Genomic DNA, 14,583 nt, shown 5'->3' on the forward strand with positions numbered 1-14,583 from the left:
TGCTCGCGGACGAGTCAGTCCCGCTCCACCCAGGATTCGATGATCTCCCGCGCGATCGAGATCGACCCGGGCAGCAGCAGCCGGGACGTGCCGCCGGAACCCCAATCGCCCTGCGCGAGCGCCTCGCGGATCTCGGCGCGGGTGAACCACGCCGCCTCGGCGATCTCGCCGTCGTTGAAGGCGAACGGCTGCTCGGGGTCGCCGATGGCGTGGAAACCGACCATCAGCGACCGCGGGAACGGCCACGGCTGGGAGCCGAGGTACTCGACGTCGGTGACGGTCAGCCCGATCTCCTCGGCGATCTCGCGGACCACGCAGGACTCGAAGGACTCCCCCGCCTCGACGAAGCCGGCCAGGATCGAGAACAGCCGCGGCGGCCACGCCGTCTGACGGGCCAGCACAGCGCGGTCGTGGCCGTCGTGCACCAGGCAGATGACCGCGGGGTCGATCCTCGGGAACTCCTCGTGGCCGGTGACCGGGTTGATCCGCGCCCAGCCGCTCTTGACCGGCCTGGTCGGCGCCCCGTCGACGGGGCTGAACCGGGCGTGGTCGTGCCAGTTCAGCAGCGCGGTCGCGGTGGCGACCAGCTGGGCGCTGACGTCGTCGAAGACGTCGCCGGTGCGGCGCAGATCGAGCACCTCGGTCGCGGCGTCGGGATCCTCCGGGGGCTCGAGCTCGGAGCGCACCGCCCACACGTGGCGGCCGTCGTCGAGCCTGCCGAGGAACACGGCGTCCTCCGGAGGTGCGGCCCCGGCCGAGGAGGCGCTGTTCAGCACGGCGCGGCCACCGGAGATCAGCACCTGGTTACGACGGTCCACCCGCAGCAGCAGGGCGTCGGGCCAGCCCGCGACGGCGGCGTCGATGTCGGTGCGCAACGTGTCGGCCCGGTCGGCCCCCACCCGGGACAGCAGCGGAACGTTGCGTAGCCGGAAGGCCGTCACCGCTCCTCGTCCGCGGAACGGATGTACAACAGCCGATCGCCCAGCTCGAGTGCGTCGACCTCGGGTTCGTCGACCCGGATCAGCTTGTTGTCGCGCACCACGCCCAACACGATGTCGGTCTGATGCCGCGGCGAGCTGCCGGCCTCCTTCGGGCTGACCTCGCGTTCGGCGATCGCGAAGCCGCGGTCCGGGGTGAGCAGGTCCTCCATCATCTCCACGACGCTCGGCGTCTGCACCGCTATGCCGAGCAGCCGTCCCGCGGTCTCGGACGTCACGACGGTCGAGTCCGCGCCGGACTGCTCGAGCAGGTGCTGATTCTCGGCCTCGCGCACGGCCGCGATGATCTTGGCGTTCGGGGCGAGCTCGCGTGCGGTCAGCGTGACCAGCACCGCGGTGTCGTCGCGGTTGGTGGCGACGATGATCGATTTCGCATGCTGGGCGCCGGCCAGGCGCAGCACTTCGGAGTCGGTGGCGCTGCCCCGGACGGTGACCAGGCCGGCGCTCTTGGCCCGTTCCAGGGCTGCGGCGTCCTCGTCGACCACGACGATGTCGGCGGGAGCGACCTCGTCGCCGACCATCGCCGCGGCGGCGGTGCGGCCCTTGGTGCCGTAGCCGACGATGATGATGTGGTTACGCAATCTGCTCCTCCAGCGCTGGATTTGATAGACCTGCCGCGACTGCGTGGTGAGGGTCTCGACGGTGGTACCGATCAGAACGATCAGGAACGCCACCCGCAGCGGCGTGATCACCAGGACGTTGACGAGGCGCGCTGTCGGTGTGATCGGGGTGATGTCGCCGTAGCCGGTGGTCGACAACGACACCGTGGCGTAGTACAGGCAGTCCAGGAAAGACAGCTGGTTCTCCTGGCTGTCCCGGTAGCCGTCGCGGTCCATGTAGACGATCAGGACCGCGGCGAACAACGCCGCCAGCGCGTAGATGACCCGGACGGTGATGCGACGGGCGGGGCTGACCGTCTCGGTCGGAATCTGCACACGGTCGGTGAGCGAATGGACCGGCATCTCCGCCAGTGACTGGTCGAACCGACTCAGCCGTCGGCGCAGGCGTCCTTCAGCCACGATGGTCGGTCAGGGAGTGAGGCAGCCGCACCAGCACAATGTAATCATGACCACGTCCCAGACCGCACTGCAGCAGATCCCCAAGTCCTCCCGCGGCGCCAGAATGGGCGCCTGGCTGGTCGGGATGGGCATCCTGCATTTCGCCGCCCCCAAGCCGTTCGACAGCATCGTCCCCGAGGAGCTGCCGGGGACCCAGCGCTTCTACACCTACGCCTCCGGCGTCGCCGAGATCGGTGTCGGCGCCCTGCTGCTGGCACCCAGGACCCGCAGGGCGGGCGCACTGTCGGCCATCGCGCTGTTCGTGGGGGTGTTTCCCGGCAATGTGAACATGGTGCGGCTGTGGTTCAACGATCCGACCAAGTCACTGCCCATGCGCGTCGCCGCGGTCGCCCGGCTGCCGCTGCAGGTCCCGATGATCATGCAGGCCTGGAAGGTCTACCGGGAAAGCTGACGCTCAGGCGGCGGGCGGGTCGGCCAGCAGCGCGGCCAGGTCGTCGGCATCGGGCAGCCCGTCGGGCACGACCGTGCGCCCCGACCGAACGTAGTGGAAGGCAGCACGCACCGACGACACGGGGCAGTCGTGCAGCCGCGCCCACGCCAGGCGATACACCGCAAGCTGAACAGCGTTGTGCTGCAACTCTTCTTCGGTTGCCGGCGGCTCGCCGGTCTTCCAGTCCACCACCATGACCCCGTCGCCGTCGGCGAACACGGCGTCGATGCGGCCGCGTACCACCCGCCCCGCGATCATCATGTCGAACGGCACCTCGACATCGATCGGGGTGCGGGCGGCCCACGGGGACAGCGCGAACGCGGCCTGCAATTCCTCCAGCTCGCCTCGGTCCTGCCGGTCGGCGTCGACGGCCCCCGGTAGGTCATCGAGATCGAACAGCTTCTCCGCCTGGAAGTACCGCTGCACCCATTCGTGAAATGCCGTGCCCAGCAACGCCTGTGCATCGGGGCGCCGGGGTAGCCGCCGCTGCAGCCGCTGTGCGACCGCCTCGGGATCACGGCCGAGTTCGACCATCGCACTGACCGACAGTTGCAGGGGCAGCGGCGGCACGGGTCGCTGCGCCGCCAGTTCCCGTTCGGCCAGCAGCGCGTCGACATCGGCGGTCCAGCCGTGCACGTCGGGCTGTGGACCGGCCCCGCCGGCGGTGGACATCGCAGTGGTCACCAGCCGTGCCCCATGGTCGGTGTGTGCGCGGCGGCCCGCCAACGGGTCCTCGGGCCACACGGCCTCGACGACGCGGTCACGCAGCGGGTTCGGTTCCCCGTCGGCGGGCGCGTCAGCCCAGACGTCGACGGCACCGCAGGGCGAGCCCGACTGCACCGACGCGTCGATGACGTCCTTGAGCTCGCACAGGAACGTCGACGGCCCCCTCGGCTTCGACTCGGTGGCACCCCAGTGGTGGCCCGACACCAACAAGGTGTGCTCGGCGCGGGTGATCGCCACATACAGCAGCCGGCGCTCTTCGTCGGTGCGCCGCTGTTCCAGGCTGCGTTTGTGGTCGTAGATCTTGTCGGACAGCCCTTTTCGGTCGCTGACATCGGACGTGTCGAGCACCGGAACCCCATGCTCGGACACCGTCGCGCAGTCGCCGCGCAGCAGTGGCGGCAGGTCGGCAGCGTCGGTGAGCCAGGTGCGTGGGGACGCGGTGGACGGGAACACCCGCCCGGACAGGTGCGGCACGGCGACGATCTGCCACTCCAGGCCCTTGGCGGCGTGCACGGTCAGGATCTGCACACGGTCGGCGGACACGGTCACCTCGGCCGGCGCCAGACCGTTCTCCACTTGCTCCGCGATGTCGAGGTAGCCGAGCAGCGCCGAAACGGTCGCCCCGCCACGGGCCGCGAAGTCCGCGACGACGTCCCCGAACGCGTCGAGATGCTCGGTGCCCGACCATCCCGCCGAGACCGGTTGCGCCGCACGCACTTCGGTGTCGATCCCCAGGACGCGACGCACCTCGGCGAGCAGGTCCGGCAGTGGGCTCTGCAGGTGCGCCCGCAGCCCGGTCAGCTCCCGGCCCAGCGCGACGATCCTGGCGTGCCCCGCCTCGGAGTACGCCGTGGCGGGCCCGGGGTCGCAGATCGCGTCGGCCAGGCAGGCGGCGTCGGCGTCGGGCCCCAGCTGCGCGACGATCCCCGCGGTCGCCGACTCCCCGTCCGAGGAGGCGCCCGGCTCGACCAGCGCGACCGCACGCCGCCACAACGCCGCCACGTCGCGCGCGCCCAGGCGCCACCGCGGCCCGGTGAGCACCCGCACCGCGGCGGCGCCTGCGGTCGGGTCGGCCGCCAGCCTCAGCATCGCGACCACATCGGCGACCTCAGGGACGGCCAGCAGGCCCGCCAGGCCGACCACCTCCACCGCCACGCCCCGGCGGGTCAGCGCGTCGGCCATCGGGGCGGCGTCGGCGTTGCGGCGCACCAGGACCGCGGCCGTCGGCGCCGCCCCGTCGGCCTCGATGCCGGCGTGCCACCGGCGCGCGATCTGGTCGGCGACCCAGTCGCGTTCACGTTCGACGTCGGACAGCAACGCGCACCGCACCGACCCCGGCTCGGCGCCTGGACGGGGTTGCAGCGCGCGCACGGCCACCGAGCGCCGGCGGGCATCCACCGACACCTCGTTGGCCAGGTGCAGCACCTCGGGCGGATTGCGCCAACTGGTGCGCAGTTCCAGCGTCGGCGCCGGGGTGCCATCCGAGAGCGGGAAATCGGTGGTGAAGCGCGGCAGGTTGGTCGCCGAGGCGCCCCGCCAGCCGTAGATGGACTGGATCGGGTCGCCGACGGCGGTCAGGGCGAGCCCGTCGTCGGCGCCGCCACCGAACAGCGAGGACAGCGCCACCCGCTGGGCGTGCCCGGTGTCCTGGTACTCGTCGAGCAGCACCACGCGGTAGCGCTGCCGCAGCTGCGCACCGACCTGCGGGAACTGGGCGGCCAGCCGGGCGGCCGAAGCCATCTGCATACCGAAGTCCATGACCCGTTCCTCGCGCATCCGCCGGTGCAGCGCATCGACGAGCGGCACGAGCATGGTGCGCTCGGTCTGGGTGGCCAGCATGCGCAGCAGCCACTGGCTGGGCCCGCGGTCACGCTGGTATCTGCCTGCGGGCAGGTTCAGCACGAGCCGCTCGAGTTCGACGTGGGTGTCGCGCAGCGCGGCGGTGTCGACGAGGTGTTCGGACAGCTGGCCGGCCAGCCGCAGCACCATGTCGGTGATCGACGCCGGCGACTTCTCGGTGTCCAGCGCCGCGGGGTGTGCGCACACCACCCGGAAGGCCAACTGCCACAACTCTGTTTCGCCGAGCAGTCGGGTGTCTGGCTCAACCGGCAACAACAGGCCGAACTCGCGCAGCAGATTGCCGGCGAAGGCGTGGTAGGTGCTGATGGTGACGGGGTCGTCGGCGAAGTCGGCGCCGCCCGTCGGAATCATCAGACCTGCGCCTGCCAGCCGCGCCAGCCGCGCCCGCACCCGGCGCAACAGCTGGCCCGCGGCCTTACGGGTGAACGTCAGGCCGAGTACCTCGCCCGGGCGCGCGTAACCGTTGGCGACCAGCCACACCACCCGCGCCGCCATGGTCTCGGTCTTGCCCGCCCCGGCGCCGGCGATCACCACCAGCGGCCCCGGTTCCGCGGCGATCACGGCGGCCTGCTCGTCGGTGGGTTCGAAAAGGCCCAGCGCCCTGGACAGTTCGGCGGGGCTGTAGCGTGGCGTTGTCATGTGTCACTCCTGTTCTGGGCCGGGCACATGGCGCGGACAGGACAGTGTGCGCACCCGTCGTTGACGCGCGCGGTGAACTGCGGGCCCTGCGTCGCCGCCGCGGCCCGGTGCACCTGCTCGTCCCATTCGGCGCGGCCGTCGGGGGTCAGCGCGTCCTGGTGGCGTTCGGTCGCCCCACCACCGGTGGTCTTGCCGAGGTAGACCAGCCGGCCTCCGCCGGGCTCGTCACCGTCGGCGAGCAGGCCTGCGGCCACGGCCAACTGGTACATCGCCAGCTGTGCGTGGCTCTGCGCATCGTCCTTGCTGACCGGACTCTTGCCGGTCTTGAGGTCGATCACCACGAGTCGGCCCTCGGAGTCGCGCTCGAGCCGGTCGAGGCGCCCACGCAGCCGGACCGCGGGCAGTTCCCCGTCGGGCGCGGCGATCTGACCGTCGACCTCGATCTCCGTGCCGACCTCGGTGAGCTCGCCCCGGGTGCCTTCGCGCCACCTCAGGAATGTGCTGAGCATCTCCAGATGCCGGACCCGCTCGTTGTCGGAGTACCACTGCGCGTCGAAAGGGAGCTCCTCCCAGACCTTCTCGAGCCCGTTGAGCAACTGCGACTCGGTCCGCCCCGATTCGGAGACCAGGGCGTGCACCAGTGAGCCCAGGGTGGACCGCACGTCGCGGCCGCGGGAGCCCCCGTGGCGTTCGAGCAGCCAGCGCAGCGGGCAGTCCGACAGCATCTGCAGGGTTGACGGCGACAGTGTCACCACCTGCTCGCCGTCCTCCCACAGCGGCTCGGCGCTGGACAACTCCCGCGACCCGTACCACGACGCGGGATCGGCGCCGTGCACCCCCGCTTCGGCAAGCCGGGCCAACTGCGCTGCCGCACAATCCCTCTCGACGTCGTCGACGGCACCGGGTGCGGCGCACACCACCGATCTCAGCCGACCCACCAGGGCCGACGGCGCCAGCACCCGGGGCGCCCGGACCGGAGGAGCCGGCTGCGACTGCGGCTCGGTGGCCAGCGCGGCGAGTTCGTGACAGAACGACGACGGCAACATCGCGTCGTCACCGCAGTCGCTGTCGACCGCGGTCACCAGCAGCCGGCTGCGGGCCCGGCCCATGGCGGCGATGAGCAGCCGCCACTCCTCGGCGAGCAGCGGAGCCCTGCTGGACAACGTGTGTTGCCCCGGGGCGCAGACCCCGTCGATCACGTCCACCAGCTGCTGGGTGGCCAGAACCCCACCGCGCGGAGAGACATTGGGCCACAGCCCTTCCTGTACACCGGCGAGCACCACGAATTCCCACTCGTGGCCGAGGGCCGAGTGCGCGCTGAGCAGAGCCACCGCGTCCGGCGCGGCTTCATCGCGGCGCGCCGGAGGCAGTGCCAGCGCCGTGATGTGGTCCACCAGGCCGCGCAGCGACGCCCCGGCGGTACGGGCGACGTACTGCTCGGCGACGTCGAACATCGCGGTGACCGCGTCGAGGTCACGGTCGGCCTGGGCACCGGCGGGCCCACCGCGCTCGCTGGCGGCCAGCCAACGCTTCTGCAGCCCCGACCGGTGCCACGCCTGCCACAGCGTGTGCCGCGGGTCGCTGCCCTCGCGGGCACTGCGCCGGGCCGCGGTCAGCACGGCGCACACGCGCCGCAGCGCCCGCGCCTGCCCGTCGGCAAGTGCGGGGGTGTCGCGTTGCAGCGCGTCGACCAGAAGGTCGGAGAACCCCCCGGGTGATTCGGGCGCCGCGCGGCGCAGCGCGCGGCGCAACTGCCGCAGCGAGATCGGGTCGACGCGCCCGATCGGCCCGGTGACCAGGGCCAGCGCCCGCTCACCGTCGAGGCCGTCGGCGGTGGCCTCCAACACCGTCAGCAGCGCCCGCACCGCGGGCTGCTCGGCGAGCGGCACCTCGGGTTGCGGCAGGTCCAGCGGCACCCCCGCCGCGGTCAACGCGCGCCCCAGCGCGGCGCCCATCCGCGGAACCGACCGGACGATCACCGCCATCTGCGACCAGGGCACGCCGTCGACGAGGTGCGCGCGCCGCAGCGCATCGGCGATCAGCGCGGACTCGGCGTGCGGTGACGCCGCGATCTGCACCGTGACCGACCCCGGCGCGTCGCTGCCGGTGAACTCCCGGGTGGCCTCGGCGCCGGGGAGCCGCCGGCCGACCGCGCCGATCGCGTCGGCGACCGGGTTCGCGCAGCGGTGCGAACGGGTCAGCGTCAGTGCCGGCCCCTCCCCGCGCAGCAGGGCCGGATCGGCGCCCCGGTAACCGAACACCGTCTGGTGTGGGTCCCCGGCGATCACCGCCAGCTCGGCCCCGGTGGCCAGCACCTCGACCAGGCGGGCCGCCTGCGGGTCGAGATGCTGGGCGTCGTCGACCAGCAGCAGCTGCACCCGGGCCCGTTCGGCGGCCAGCAGATCGGCGTCGGTGGCGAACGCCTCCAGCGCCGCCCCGACCAACTCGGCGGCACCCAGCGCGGGAACCGTGGCCTGCGGGGCGGCCATGCCCACCGCCGCGCGCAGCAGCATCACCTGCTCGTAGGCCTGCGCGAACCGGCCTGCGGCCTGCCATTCCGGCCGGCCGGCCGCCCGGCCGATGCGTTGCAGCGCAAGCGGATCGACACCACGCTCGCTGCAGCGGGCCATCAGGTCGCGCAGCTCGGTGGCGAAACCGACGGTGCTCAGCGCGGGCCGCAGCCGCTCCGGCCACCGCACCGGCGACGCGTCGCCGTCCTCGACATCGCCGGCCAGCAGCTCACGGATGATCCCGTCCTGCTCGGCGCTGGTGATCAGGCGCGGCGGCGGGCTCCCGTTGCGCTGCGCGGCCAGGCGCAACACCGCGAAGGCGTACGAGTGCACGGTGCGCACCAGCGGCTCCCGCACGGCGCTGCGCGCACCCGCGCCCAGCAGCGCCGTCGTGATCGCCGCCCTGGCCTGGGCGCTCAGCCGCGACGAACCCGTCAGCAGCAGAACCGATTCCGGATCACAGCCGGCCGCGATGTGGGCCGCGGCGGTGTCGACGAGCAGGCTGCTCTTACCGGTGCCGGGCCCGCCCAGCACCCGGACTGTGCCTCGGACGTCCCGTCGGCTCAGGGCCTCGGGGCTGAGTTCGGTGTGCGGCGCGGACATGCACGCATGACATCACGGGGGTCCGACAAGTATGCCCCGACGGGCCACGCGCCCGCGGGCCTGGCAGCATCAGCATCTGTGACCGACCTGTTGTGCACCTACCGATTCGGACCGCCCGGGCCTGCCCGGGTGCTGGCGATCCACGGGCTGACCGGACACGGCAAGCGCTGGGAGACCCTGTTCACCCGTCATCTGCCCGACGTCACCGCGCTCGCCCCCGACCTGCTGGGCCACGGCCGGTCGTCATGGGATGCGCCGTGGACCATCGATGCCAACGTGGCGGCGCTGGCCGCGCTGGTCGACGCCGAGGCCGACGGCCCCGTGGTGGTCGTCGGGCACTCGTTCGGCGGCGCCATCGCGTTGAACCTCGCCGCGGTGCGGCCGGATCTGGTGGCCGGGCTCGTGCTGCTGGATCCGGCGGTGGCACTGGACGGACGCTGGATGCGCGAGGTCGCCGACGACATGTACAACTCCCCCGATTACACCGACCGCGAGGAGGCCCGCCAGGAGAAGATCGGCGGATCGTGGGGTGAGGTCGCCGAGGACGAACTGGACCGCGAACTCGACGAGCACCTCGTCGAGCAAACCGACGGCCGGGTCGGCTGGCGCATCAGCATCCCCGCGACGCTGTCCTATTGGAGCGAGCTGACGCGTGCCGTACCGGTACCGCGGGACGGGACACCGACGACGCTGGTGCGCGCCACCCACACCGATCCGCCGTATGCCAGCGACGAACTGATCGCCACGCTGGATGCCGGGCTGGGGGCGAGTCTGACGGTGTTGGAGTGGGATTGCGACCACATGGTGCCGCTGGCCAAGCCTGCCGAGACGGCCGCGGCGATTCGGGACCGCCTGGTCTGACCATGGCGGCGGTCACCGAGGAACAAGTGGAGACGGTGCGCGGGCTGGTCGCCTCCGTTCCGCCCGGCCGTGTCACCACCTACGGCGACATCGCCGATGCCGCAGGCCTTTCCAGTCCCAGGATCGTCGGCTGGATCATGCGCACGGATTCCTCGGATCTGCCCTGGCATCGGGTGATCGCCGCCTCGGGCAGGCCGGCGGTGCACCTGGCCACCCGTCAGCTGGAGCGGCTGCGCGCCGAGGGGGTGCTGGCCGTCGACGGTCGGGTGCCGCTGCGGGAGTACCGGCACACGTTCTGAGCCAGCGGGTGAGTAGTCACGGCTGCGACCGCGGGCTGGATCGCAGCCAGGAATGCTGTTCCGCGGCCGGGGCAGCGACGGTCAGAGTGTCAGCCGCACCAGCGCCGCGGTGCGGGCCAGGCCGGGGAACGCCGCGGCCGTCGACCTCGGGTGCAGTGCGTGCACGGCCAACCGGAACATCAACGCGCGCAGCAACATCTGCGGCCACTCCGGCAGCGCCGACCACCGCTCGATGAGCGCGTCGTCGGCCTCCCCCCAGGCCAGCGCGTCCACCACGACCACACCGGCGGCCCACGCCGGCGGTCGCCAGTAGGGGGTGATGTCGGTGATGCCGGGTGCCGCGGTGCCGGCGAAAAGCACTGTGCCGTAGAGGTCTCCGTGCACCAGCTGGCTGGGGCTCTTGGTGGGCCTGCGCAGCGTCGCGAGCTGGTTGATCAACTCGATCGACTTCTGCCCGTCGCTGGTGCCCGGTGCCACCCTGGCCCCGGGCGGCAGCGAGTGCAGCGGCCGGTCCTCCCACGCCGCCCGGTCGGCGGCGATGAACACGTCGACGTCACCCCACGGGGCGATCGGCGGCTGCGTCAGGAACCGCGGCCGCTCGAGTTTGGCGGTGGCCTCGTGCAGCCGCACCGCAGCCGAGACGACCTCGTCGTGTCGGGGTTCGGGCATACCGGCGACGTAGGTGTCGGCGCGCCAGCCCGCCACGACGTAGCGCCCGTCGGTCGAGCGCACCGGCCGGGCCAGGCGCACCCCGTCGACGAACAGCGTCTCGCGCACCTTCGCCGACCAGGCGGCGCGCGCGTGGTCGGCCACCATGGACAACACCACCTCGCCGCAGCGCCAGCCGCCCTCCCAGCTGGATCCGAGCGGCGCCGGTTGCACCCCGGACAGCCCGAAAGCTGCGAGTACGTGCTCTGGAGGGCGCTCGGCGGTCACCGCCACAGCCTAATTGCCGTGACCGCAAACCCCGCGTTAGTACATGACCATGTCGGGTTCGAGTTGCTTACCCCAGGCCACGATCCCGCCCTGCACGTGCATCGCGTCGGAGAATCCGGCCTTCTTGACGATGGCCAGCACCTCCGCCGAGCGGATCCCGGTCTTGCAGTAGAACACCGGGGTGCGGTCGACCTTCAGCTTGGACAGCGCCTCGCCGGATTCGAACGCGCCCTTGGGGATCAGCTCCGCGCCCTCGATGTGGTTGATGTCCCACTCGACCGGTTCCCGGACGTCGATGAGCGCCAACGGCTTCCCGGAGTCCATCAGCTCGCGAAGCTCCCGGGGGGTGATGGTCGACTCGGCCGCCGCCTCCGCCGCGGCGTCGGACACCACGCCGCAGAACGCCTCGTAATCGATGAGCTCGGTGATCTTGGGCGTCGACGGATCCTTGCGGATCTTGATGGTGCGGTAGGTCATGTCGAGCGCGTCGTAGACCATGAGCCGGCCCAGCAGCGTTTCACCGATGCCGGTGATCAGCTTGATCGCCTCGGTGCCCATCACCGAGCCGACGGAGGCGCACAGGATTCCCAGCACACCACCCTCGGCGCACGACGGCACCATCCCCGGTGGCGGCGGCTCGGGATAGAGGTCGCGGTAGTTCAGGCCCCGCTCGTTGCCGGCCTCATCGGCCGGCGCGTCCTCCCAGAACACCGAGATCTGACCTTCGAAGCGGTAGATCGAACCCCACACATACGGCTTGCCCGCCAGCACGGCGGCGTCGTTGACCAGGTACCGCGTCGCGAAGTTGTCGGTGCCGTCGAGGATGAGGTCGTACTGCGCGAACAGGTCGACGGCGTTGTCGGGCTCGAGCCGGAACTCGTGCAACACCACGTTGACGAGCGGGTTGATCTCGGCGATGGAGTCCTTGGCGCTCTGCGCCTTCGACCGGCCGATGTCGGATTGGCCGTGGATGATCTGGCGCTGCAGGTTGGATTCGTCGACGAGGTCGAACTCGACGATGCCGATGGTGCCCACACCGGCGGCGGCCAGGTAGAGCAGGGTCGGTGAGCCCAGGCCGCCGGCACCGATGACCAGCACTCGGGCGTTCTTCAGCCGTTTCTGCCCGTCCAGGCCGACGTCGGGAATGATGAGGTGACGGCTGTAGCGCGCGACCTCTTCACGGGTGAGTTCAGCCGCTGGCTCGACCAGCGGCGGCAACGGTGTCGACACCGAAAATCTCCTTGGTTTGGCTGTAAGACCCATCTCAGCAGGTACCGCTGTCAACAGCAAAGAGGGCCCGCGCCTTCCCGGCCGGTCGCAGGCGACGAGCGCGTGTTCGCGGCGCCTAGGCGATCGGGTACGGCCAGGGATTGAAACGGCACGTCAGCCCGTCCGGGGTGACGGTGCCGGGGTCGAACTTGGCCGCGTCGTTGTTGTTGGTGGAGAACGTCTGCTGCATCATGATCGGCGCCAGTTCGCCGTTGGCGGTGCACTGCTCGTGGCGCTGGTAGCCGATGGCGTGTCCGACCTCGTGGTTGATCAGGTACTGCCGGTACGAGCCGATGTCGCCCTGGAACGGGACCGCGCCGCGTACCCAGCGGGCCTCGTTGATGAACACCCGGGGCTGCCCCTCGAAGGCGGGGTTGTAGCAGGACGCCTCGAGCTGGATGTCGTATCCGCAGCCGTCGCGGATCGTCATCGGCGACGTGAGCGACACCCGGAAGTCCGGTGTGACGCCGGATGCGGCGTCGACGCGGGTGAACGCGAACTGGGGATTGTGGGTCCAGCTCTTCGGGTTGGCCAACGTCTCGCTGACCATGCGGGCGAAGCCGTCGTCCCCGCCGAAGGCGGTGGTGTCGATGCCGTCCTCGATCTCGACGCTGTAGGTGAACACCTTGGTGGTGCCCTGGCCGACCTGCGGTGCGCTGCCCGGGACGACGCGCCAGGTGCGGGCGCCGGCCTCGGTGAACGGCCCGCCGGCGGGCAGGATCCCGGTCGGCAGGTTGGCGTCGAACTGCGTCAGACCCTTGGGTGGGGCGCCGACGATCGCGGTGCTCGGGACGCCGATCGTCGGCGGCCCCTGCACCGGCCCCTCGTCCTCGACCGCCTGCGGCGCGCTGGTGCCGGTGATGGTCTGGAAGATCACCACCGCCGTCAGCGCGACCAGCAGCGGCAGCGCGTACGCCCGCCACCCGTAGGTGGAGACGAACCGCCCGATCCAGGTCTGCTTGCGCCAGCGCTTGTGGTCCTCCCGGTTGGATCGGACCCGGCCCGGGTGCTCGGCCAGCGGGTCGCGTTGCGCGCGCAGCGGCTCTCGCCACTCGTCGCGGAGCACCGGCGCCCGACGCTCTTGACCCTGCTGTCCTCCTCGCATGCGGGAGTCGTAGGTCACCGAAACAGGATGACACAGGTCAGAGGACACTTGCCGTTCCGGCACGCCACCGAAGTGCCTGAGCGACGCCCTCGCGCCGCCGCACGACGTGACACCTGTCCTGAGGCGTATGGTCCTCCAACGGTAGTAGTGTCAATGCGAGCGAATTCGAAGACGCCGGTCGCTCCGGCGCTGGATCTTGAGGTTGTGATGAGCGAAGTGGCCAGGACGGCGCAGCGACGAGGGGGGCAGCCGGCCAACGGCGCCAGCCCTTCCGGCGCAGCCCGGCGTGGCAACCGCATGCCCCGTGACGAACGGCGCGGGCAGTTGTTGATCGCGGCCAGTGAAGTGTTCGTCGACCGCGGCTATCACGCCGCGGGCATGGACGAGATCGCCGACCGCGCCGGCGTCAGCAAACCCGTGCTCTACCAACACTTCACGTCGAAGGTCGAGCTCTACCTGGCGGTGCTGCAACGGCACGTCGACAATCTGGTCTCCGGCGTCCGGCAGGCGCTGCGCACCACCACCGACAACCGGCAGCGGGTGCGCGCCGCCGTGCAGGCGTTCTTCGATTTCATCGAGCACGACGGCCAGGGTTACCGGCTGATCTTCGAAAACGACTACGTGACCGAGCCGCAGGTCGCCGCGCAGGTCAAGGTCGCCACCGAATCGTGCACCGATGCGGTGTTCGACCTCATCAGCCACGATTCCGGGCTGGAGCCGCACCGTGCCCGGATGATCGCCGTCGGCCTGGTCAGCATCAGCGTCGACTCGGCGCGCTACTGGCTCAACAACGACCGCCCGATCGACAAGGATGACGCCGTGGAAGGCACGGTCCAGTTCATCTGGGGCGGGCTGTCCCACGTGCCCATGACACGTTCCTGATCCCGCCGAAATTGCATTCCGCGCGTTTTCCGCGAAAAGCCCACGCGGAACGCAATTTCGATGCGAACTACTTGGTGGCTTCCGCGCCGACGACGCCCACACCGAATCCGACCCTGCGGGAGTCCGCGGCGCCGATCTCGACATAGGCGATGCGCGCGGACTGCACCAGGAAGCGGCGGCCCTTCTCGTCGGTGAGACCCAGGACGCCCGGATCGCCGCTCAGGGCATCGGTGACCAACTTCTCCACCTCGGCCGGCGTCTGCGCGCTGGCGAAAACCAGTTCGCGCGGGCTGTCGGTGACACCGATCTTGACCTCCACGGTGAGAACCCTTCTGTCGTGTGCTCGTCTACCCCAAGGAGGCTAGTGGACATCGGCCCGGCTGGGC

At 71.0% G+C, this 14,583-nt stretch carries 12 protein-coding genes; 4 read left to right on the forward strand and 8 right to left on the reverse strand.

All coding sequences use genetic code 11. The annotated features are described in order from the left end of the window. Window positions 1–14 precede the first annotated feature (14 nt). Window positions 15–941, reverse strand: a complete 927-nt coding sequence (nudC, locus tag BN976_RS06850; protein WP_011779045.1) for an NAD(+) diphosphatase — start codon at window positions 939–941, stop codon at window positions 15–17. Continuing rightward, window positions 938–2,017 (reverse strand): potassium channel family protein, encoded by a 1,080-nt coding sequence (locus tag BN976_RS06855; RefSeq protein ID WP_011779044.1) that lies wholly within the window; start codon window positions 2,015–2,017, stop codon window positions 938–940. Before BN976_RS06855 ends, nudC begins: the two co-directional genes overlap by 4 nt. Window positions 2,018–2,063: 46 nt before the next feature. Between BN976_RS06855 and BN976_RS06860 the strand changes: the two genes are divergently transcribed. Next, a complete protein-coding gene (locus BN976_RS06860; RefSeq protein ID WP_011779043.1) occupies window positions 2,064–2,468 on the forward strand; it encodes a DoxX family protein in 405 nt (134 codons plus the stop codon). A 3-nt stretch (window positions 2,469–2,471) separates the two neighbouring features. Here the strand turns inward: BN976_RS06860 and BN976_RS06865 are convergent, their stop codons facing one another. After that, on the reverse strand, window positions 2,472–5,732 hold the full coding sequence (locus BN976_RS06865; protein WP_011779042.1) for an ATP-dependent helicase: 3,261 nt from the start codon (window positions 5,730–5,732) through the stop codon (window positions 2,472–2,474). Continuing rightward, the gene (locus tag BN976_RS06870; RefSeq protein WP_011779041.1) at window positions 5,729–8,845 is read right to left on the reverse strand and encodes an ATP-dependent helicase; all 3,117 of its coding nucleotides are present in this window, start codon (window positions 8,843–8,845) and stop codon (window positions 5,729–5,731) included. Before BN976_RS06870 ends, BN976_RS06865 begins: the two co-directional genes overlap by 4 nt. 78 nt (window positions 8,846–8,923) lie before the next feature. Here BN976_RS06870 and BN976_RS06875 point away from each other — a divergent pair, with 78 nt between their 5' ends. Together BN976_RS06875 and BN976_RS06880 are read left to right on the forward strand one after the other, a co-directional pair. Then, window positions 8,924–9,706: an alpha/beta fold hydrolase gene (locus tag BN976_RS06875; protein ID WP_011779040.1), complete on the forward strand. Its 783-nt coding sequence runs from the start codon at window positions 8,924–8,926 to the stop codon at window positions 9,704–9,706. Between the two features lie 2 nt (window positions 9,707–9,708). Next, the gene (locus BN976_RS06880; RefSeq protein WP_011779039.1) at window positions 9,709–10,005 is read left to right on the forward strand and encodes an MGMT family protein; all 297 of its coding nucleotides are present in this window, start codon (window positions 9,709–9,711) and stop codon (window positions 10,003–10,005) included. Between the two features lie 81 nt (window positions 10,006–10,086). On the opposite strand, the gene BN976_RS06885 is transcribed toward BN976_RS06880, so the two are convergent. The 3 genes from BN976_RS06885 to BN976_RS06895 form a co-directional block, all read right to left on the reverse strand. After that, complete coding sequence (locus BN976_RS06885; RefSeq protein ID WP_036370343.1) at window positions 10,087–10,941, reverse strand: TIGR02569 family protein; 855 nt, start codon at window positions 10,939–10,941, stop codon at window positions 10,087–10,089. A gap of 36 nt (window positions 10,942–10,977) precedes the next feature. Then, entirely contained in the window at window positions 10,978–12,171 is a 1,194-nt protein-coding gene (gene moeZ / locus BN976_RS06890) for an adenylyltransferase/sulfurtransferase MoeZ (protein ID WP_011779037.1), read from the reverse strand. Window positions 12,172–12,286: 115 nt separating this feature from the next. Further along, on the reverse strand, window positions 12,287–13,315 hold the full coding sequence (locus BN976_RS06895) for a DUF3152 domain-containing protein (RefSeq protein ID WP_036370345.1): 1,029 nt from the start codon (window positions 13,313–13,315) through the stop codon (window positions 12,287–12,289). Window positions 13,316–13,522: 207 nt separating this feature from the next. Between BN976_RS06895 and BN976_RS06900 the strand changes: the two genes are divergently transcribed. Next, a complete protein-coding gene (locus BN976_RS06900; protein ID WP_011779035.1) occupies window positions 13,523–14,197 on the forward strand; it encodes an HTH-type transcriptional activator FasR in 675 nt (224 codons plus the stop codon). A 67-nt stretch (window positions 14,198–14,264) separates the two neighbouring features. Here BN976_RS06900 and BN976_RS06905 read toward each other — a convergent pair whose 3' ends face one another. Then, window positions 14,265–14,516, reverse strand: a complete 252-nt coding sequence (locus BN976_RS06905) for a DUF3107 domain-containing protein (RefSeq protein ID WP_011779034.1) — start codon at window positions 14,514–14,516, stop codon at window positions 14,265–14,267. Between the last annotated feature and the right edge of the window lie 67 nt (window positions 14,517–14,583).

It is taken from the genome of Mycolicibacterium austroafricanum (assembly GCF_000612725.1).
GTDB lineage: Bacteria > Actinomycetota > Actinomycetes > Mycobacteriales > Mycobacteriaceae > Mycobacterium > Mycobacterium austroafricanum.

Excerpts from the sequence above, each read along its gene's own strand:
- BN976_RS06860 (WP_011779043.1), top strand. The coding sequence starts at position 2,064 with ATGACCACGTCCCAGACCGCACTGCAGCAGATCCCCAAGTCCTCCCGC.
- BN976_RS06865 (WP_011779042.1), bottom strand. The coding sequence starts at position 5,732 with ATGACAACGCCACGCTACAGCCCCGCCGAACTGTCCAGGGCGCTGGGC.
- BN976_RS06870 (WP_011779041.1), bottom strand. The coding sequence starts at position 8,845 with ATGTCCGCGCCGCACACCGAACTCAGCCCCGAGGCCCTGAGCCGACGG.
- BN976_RS06880 (WP_011779039.1), top strand. The coding sequence starts at position 9,709 with ATGGCGGCGGTCACCGAGGAACAAGTGGAGACGGTGCGCGGGCTGGTC.
- BN976_RS06895 (WP_036370345.1), bottom strand. The coding sequence starts at position 13,315 with ATGCGAGGAGGACAGCAGGGTCAAGAGCGTCGGGCGCCGGTGCTCCGC.
- BN976_RS06900 (WP_011779035.1), top strand. The coding sequence starts at position 13,523 with ATGAGCGAAGTGGCCAGGACGGCGCAGCGACGAGGGGGGCAGCCGGCC.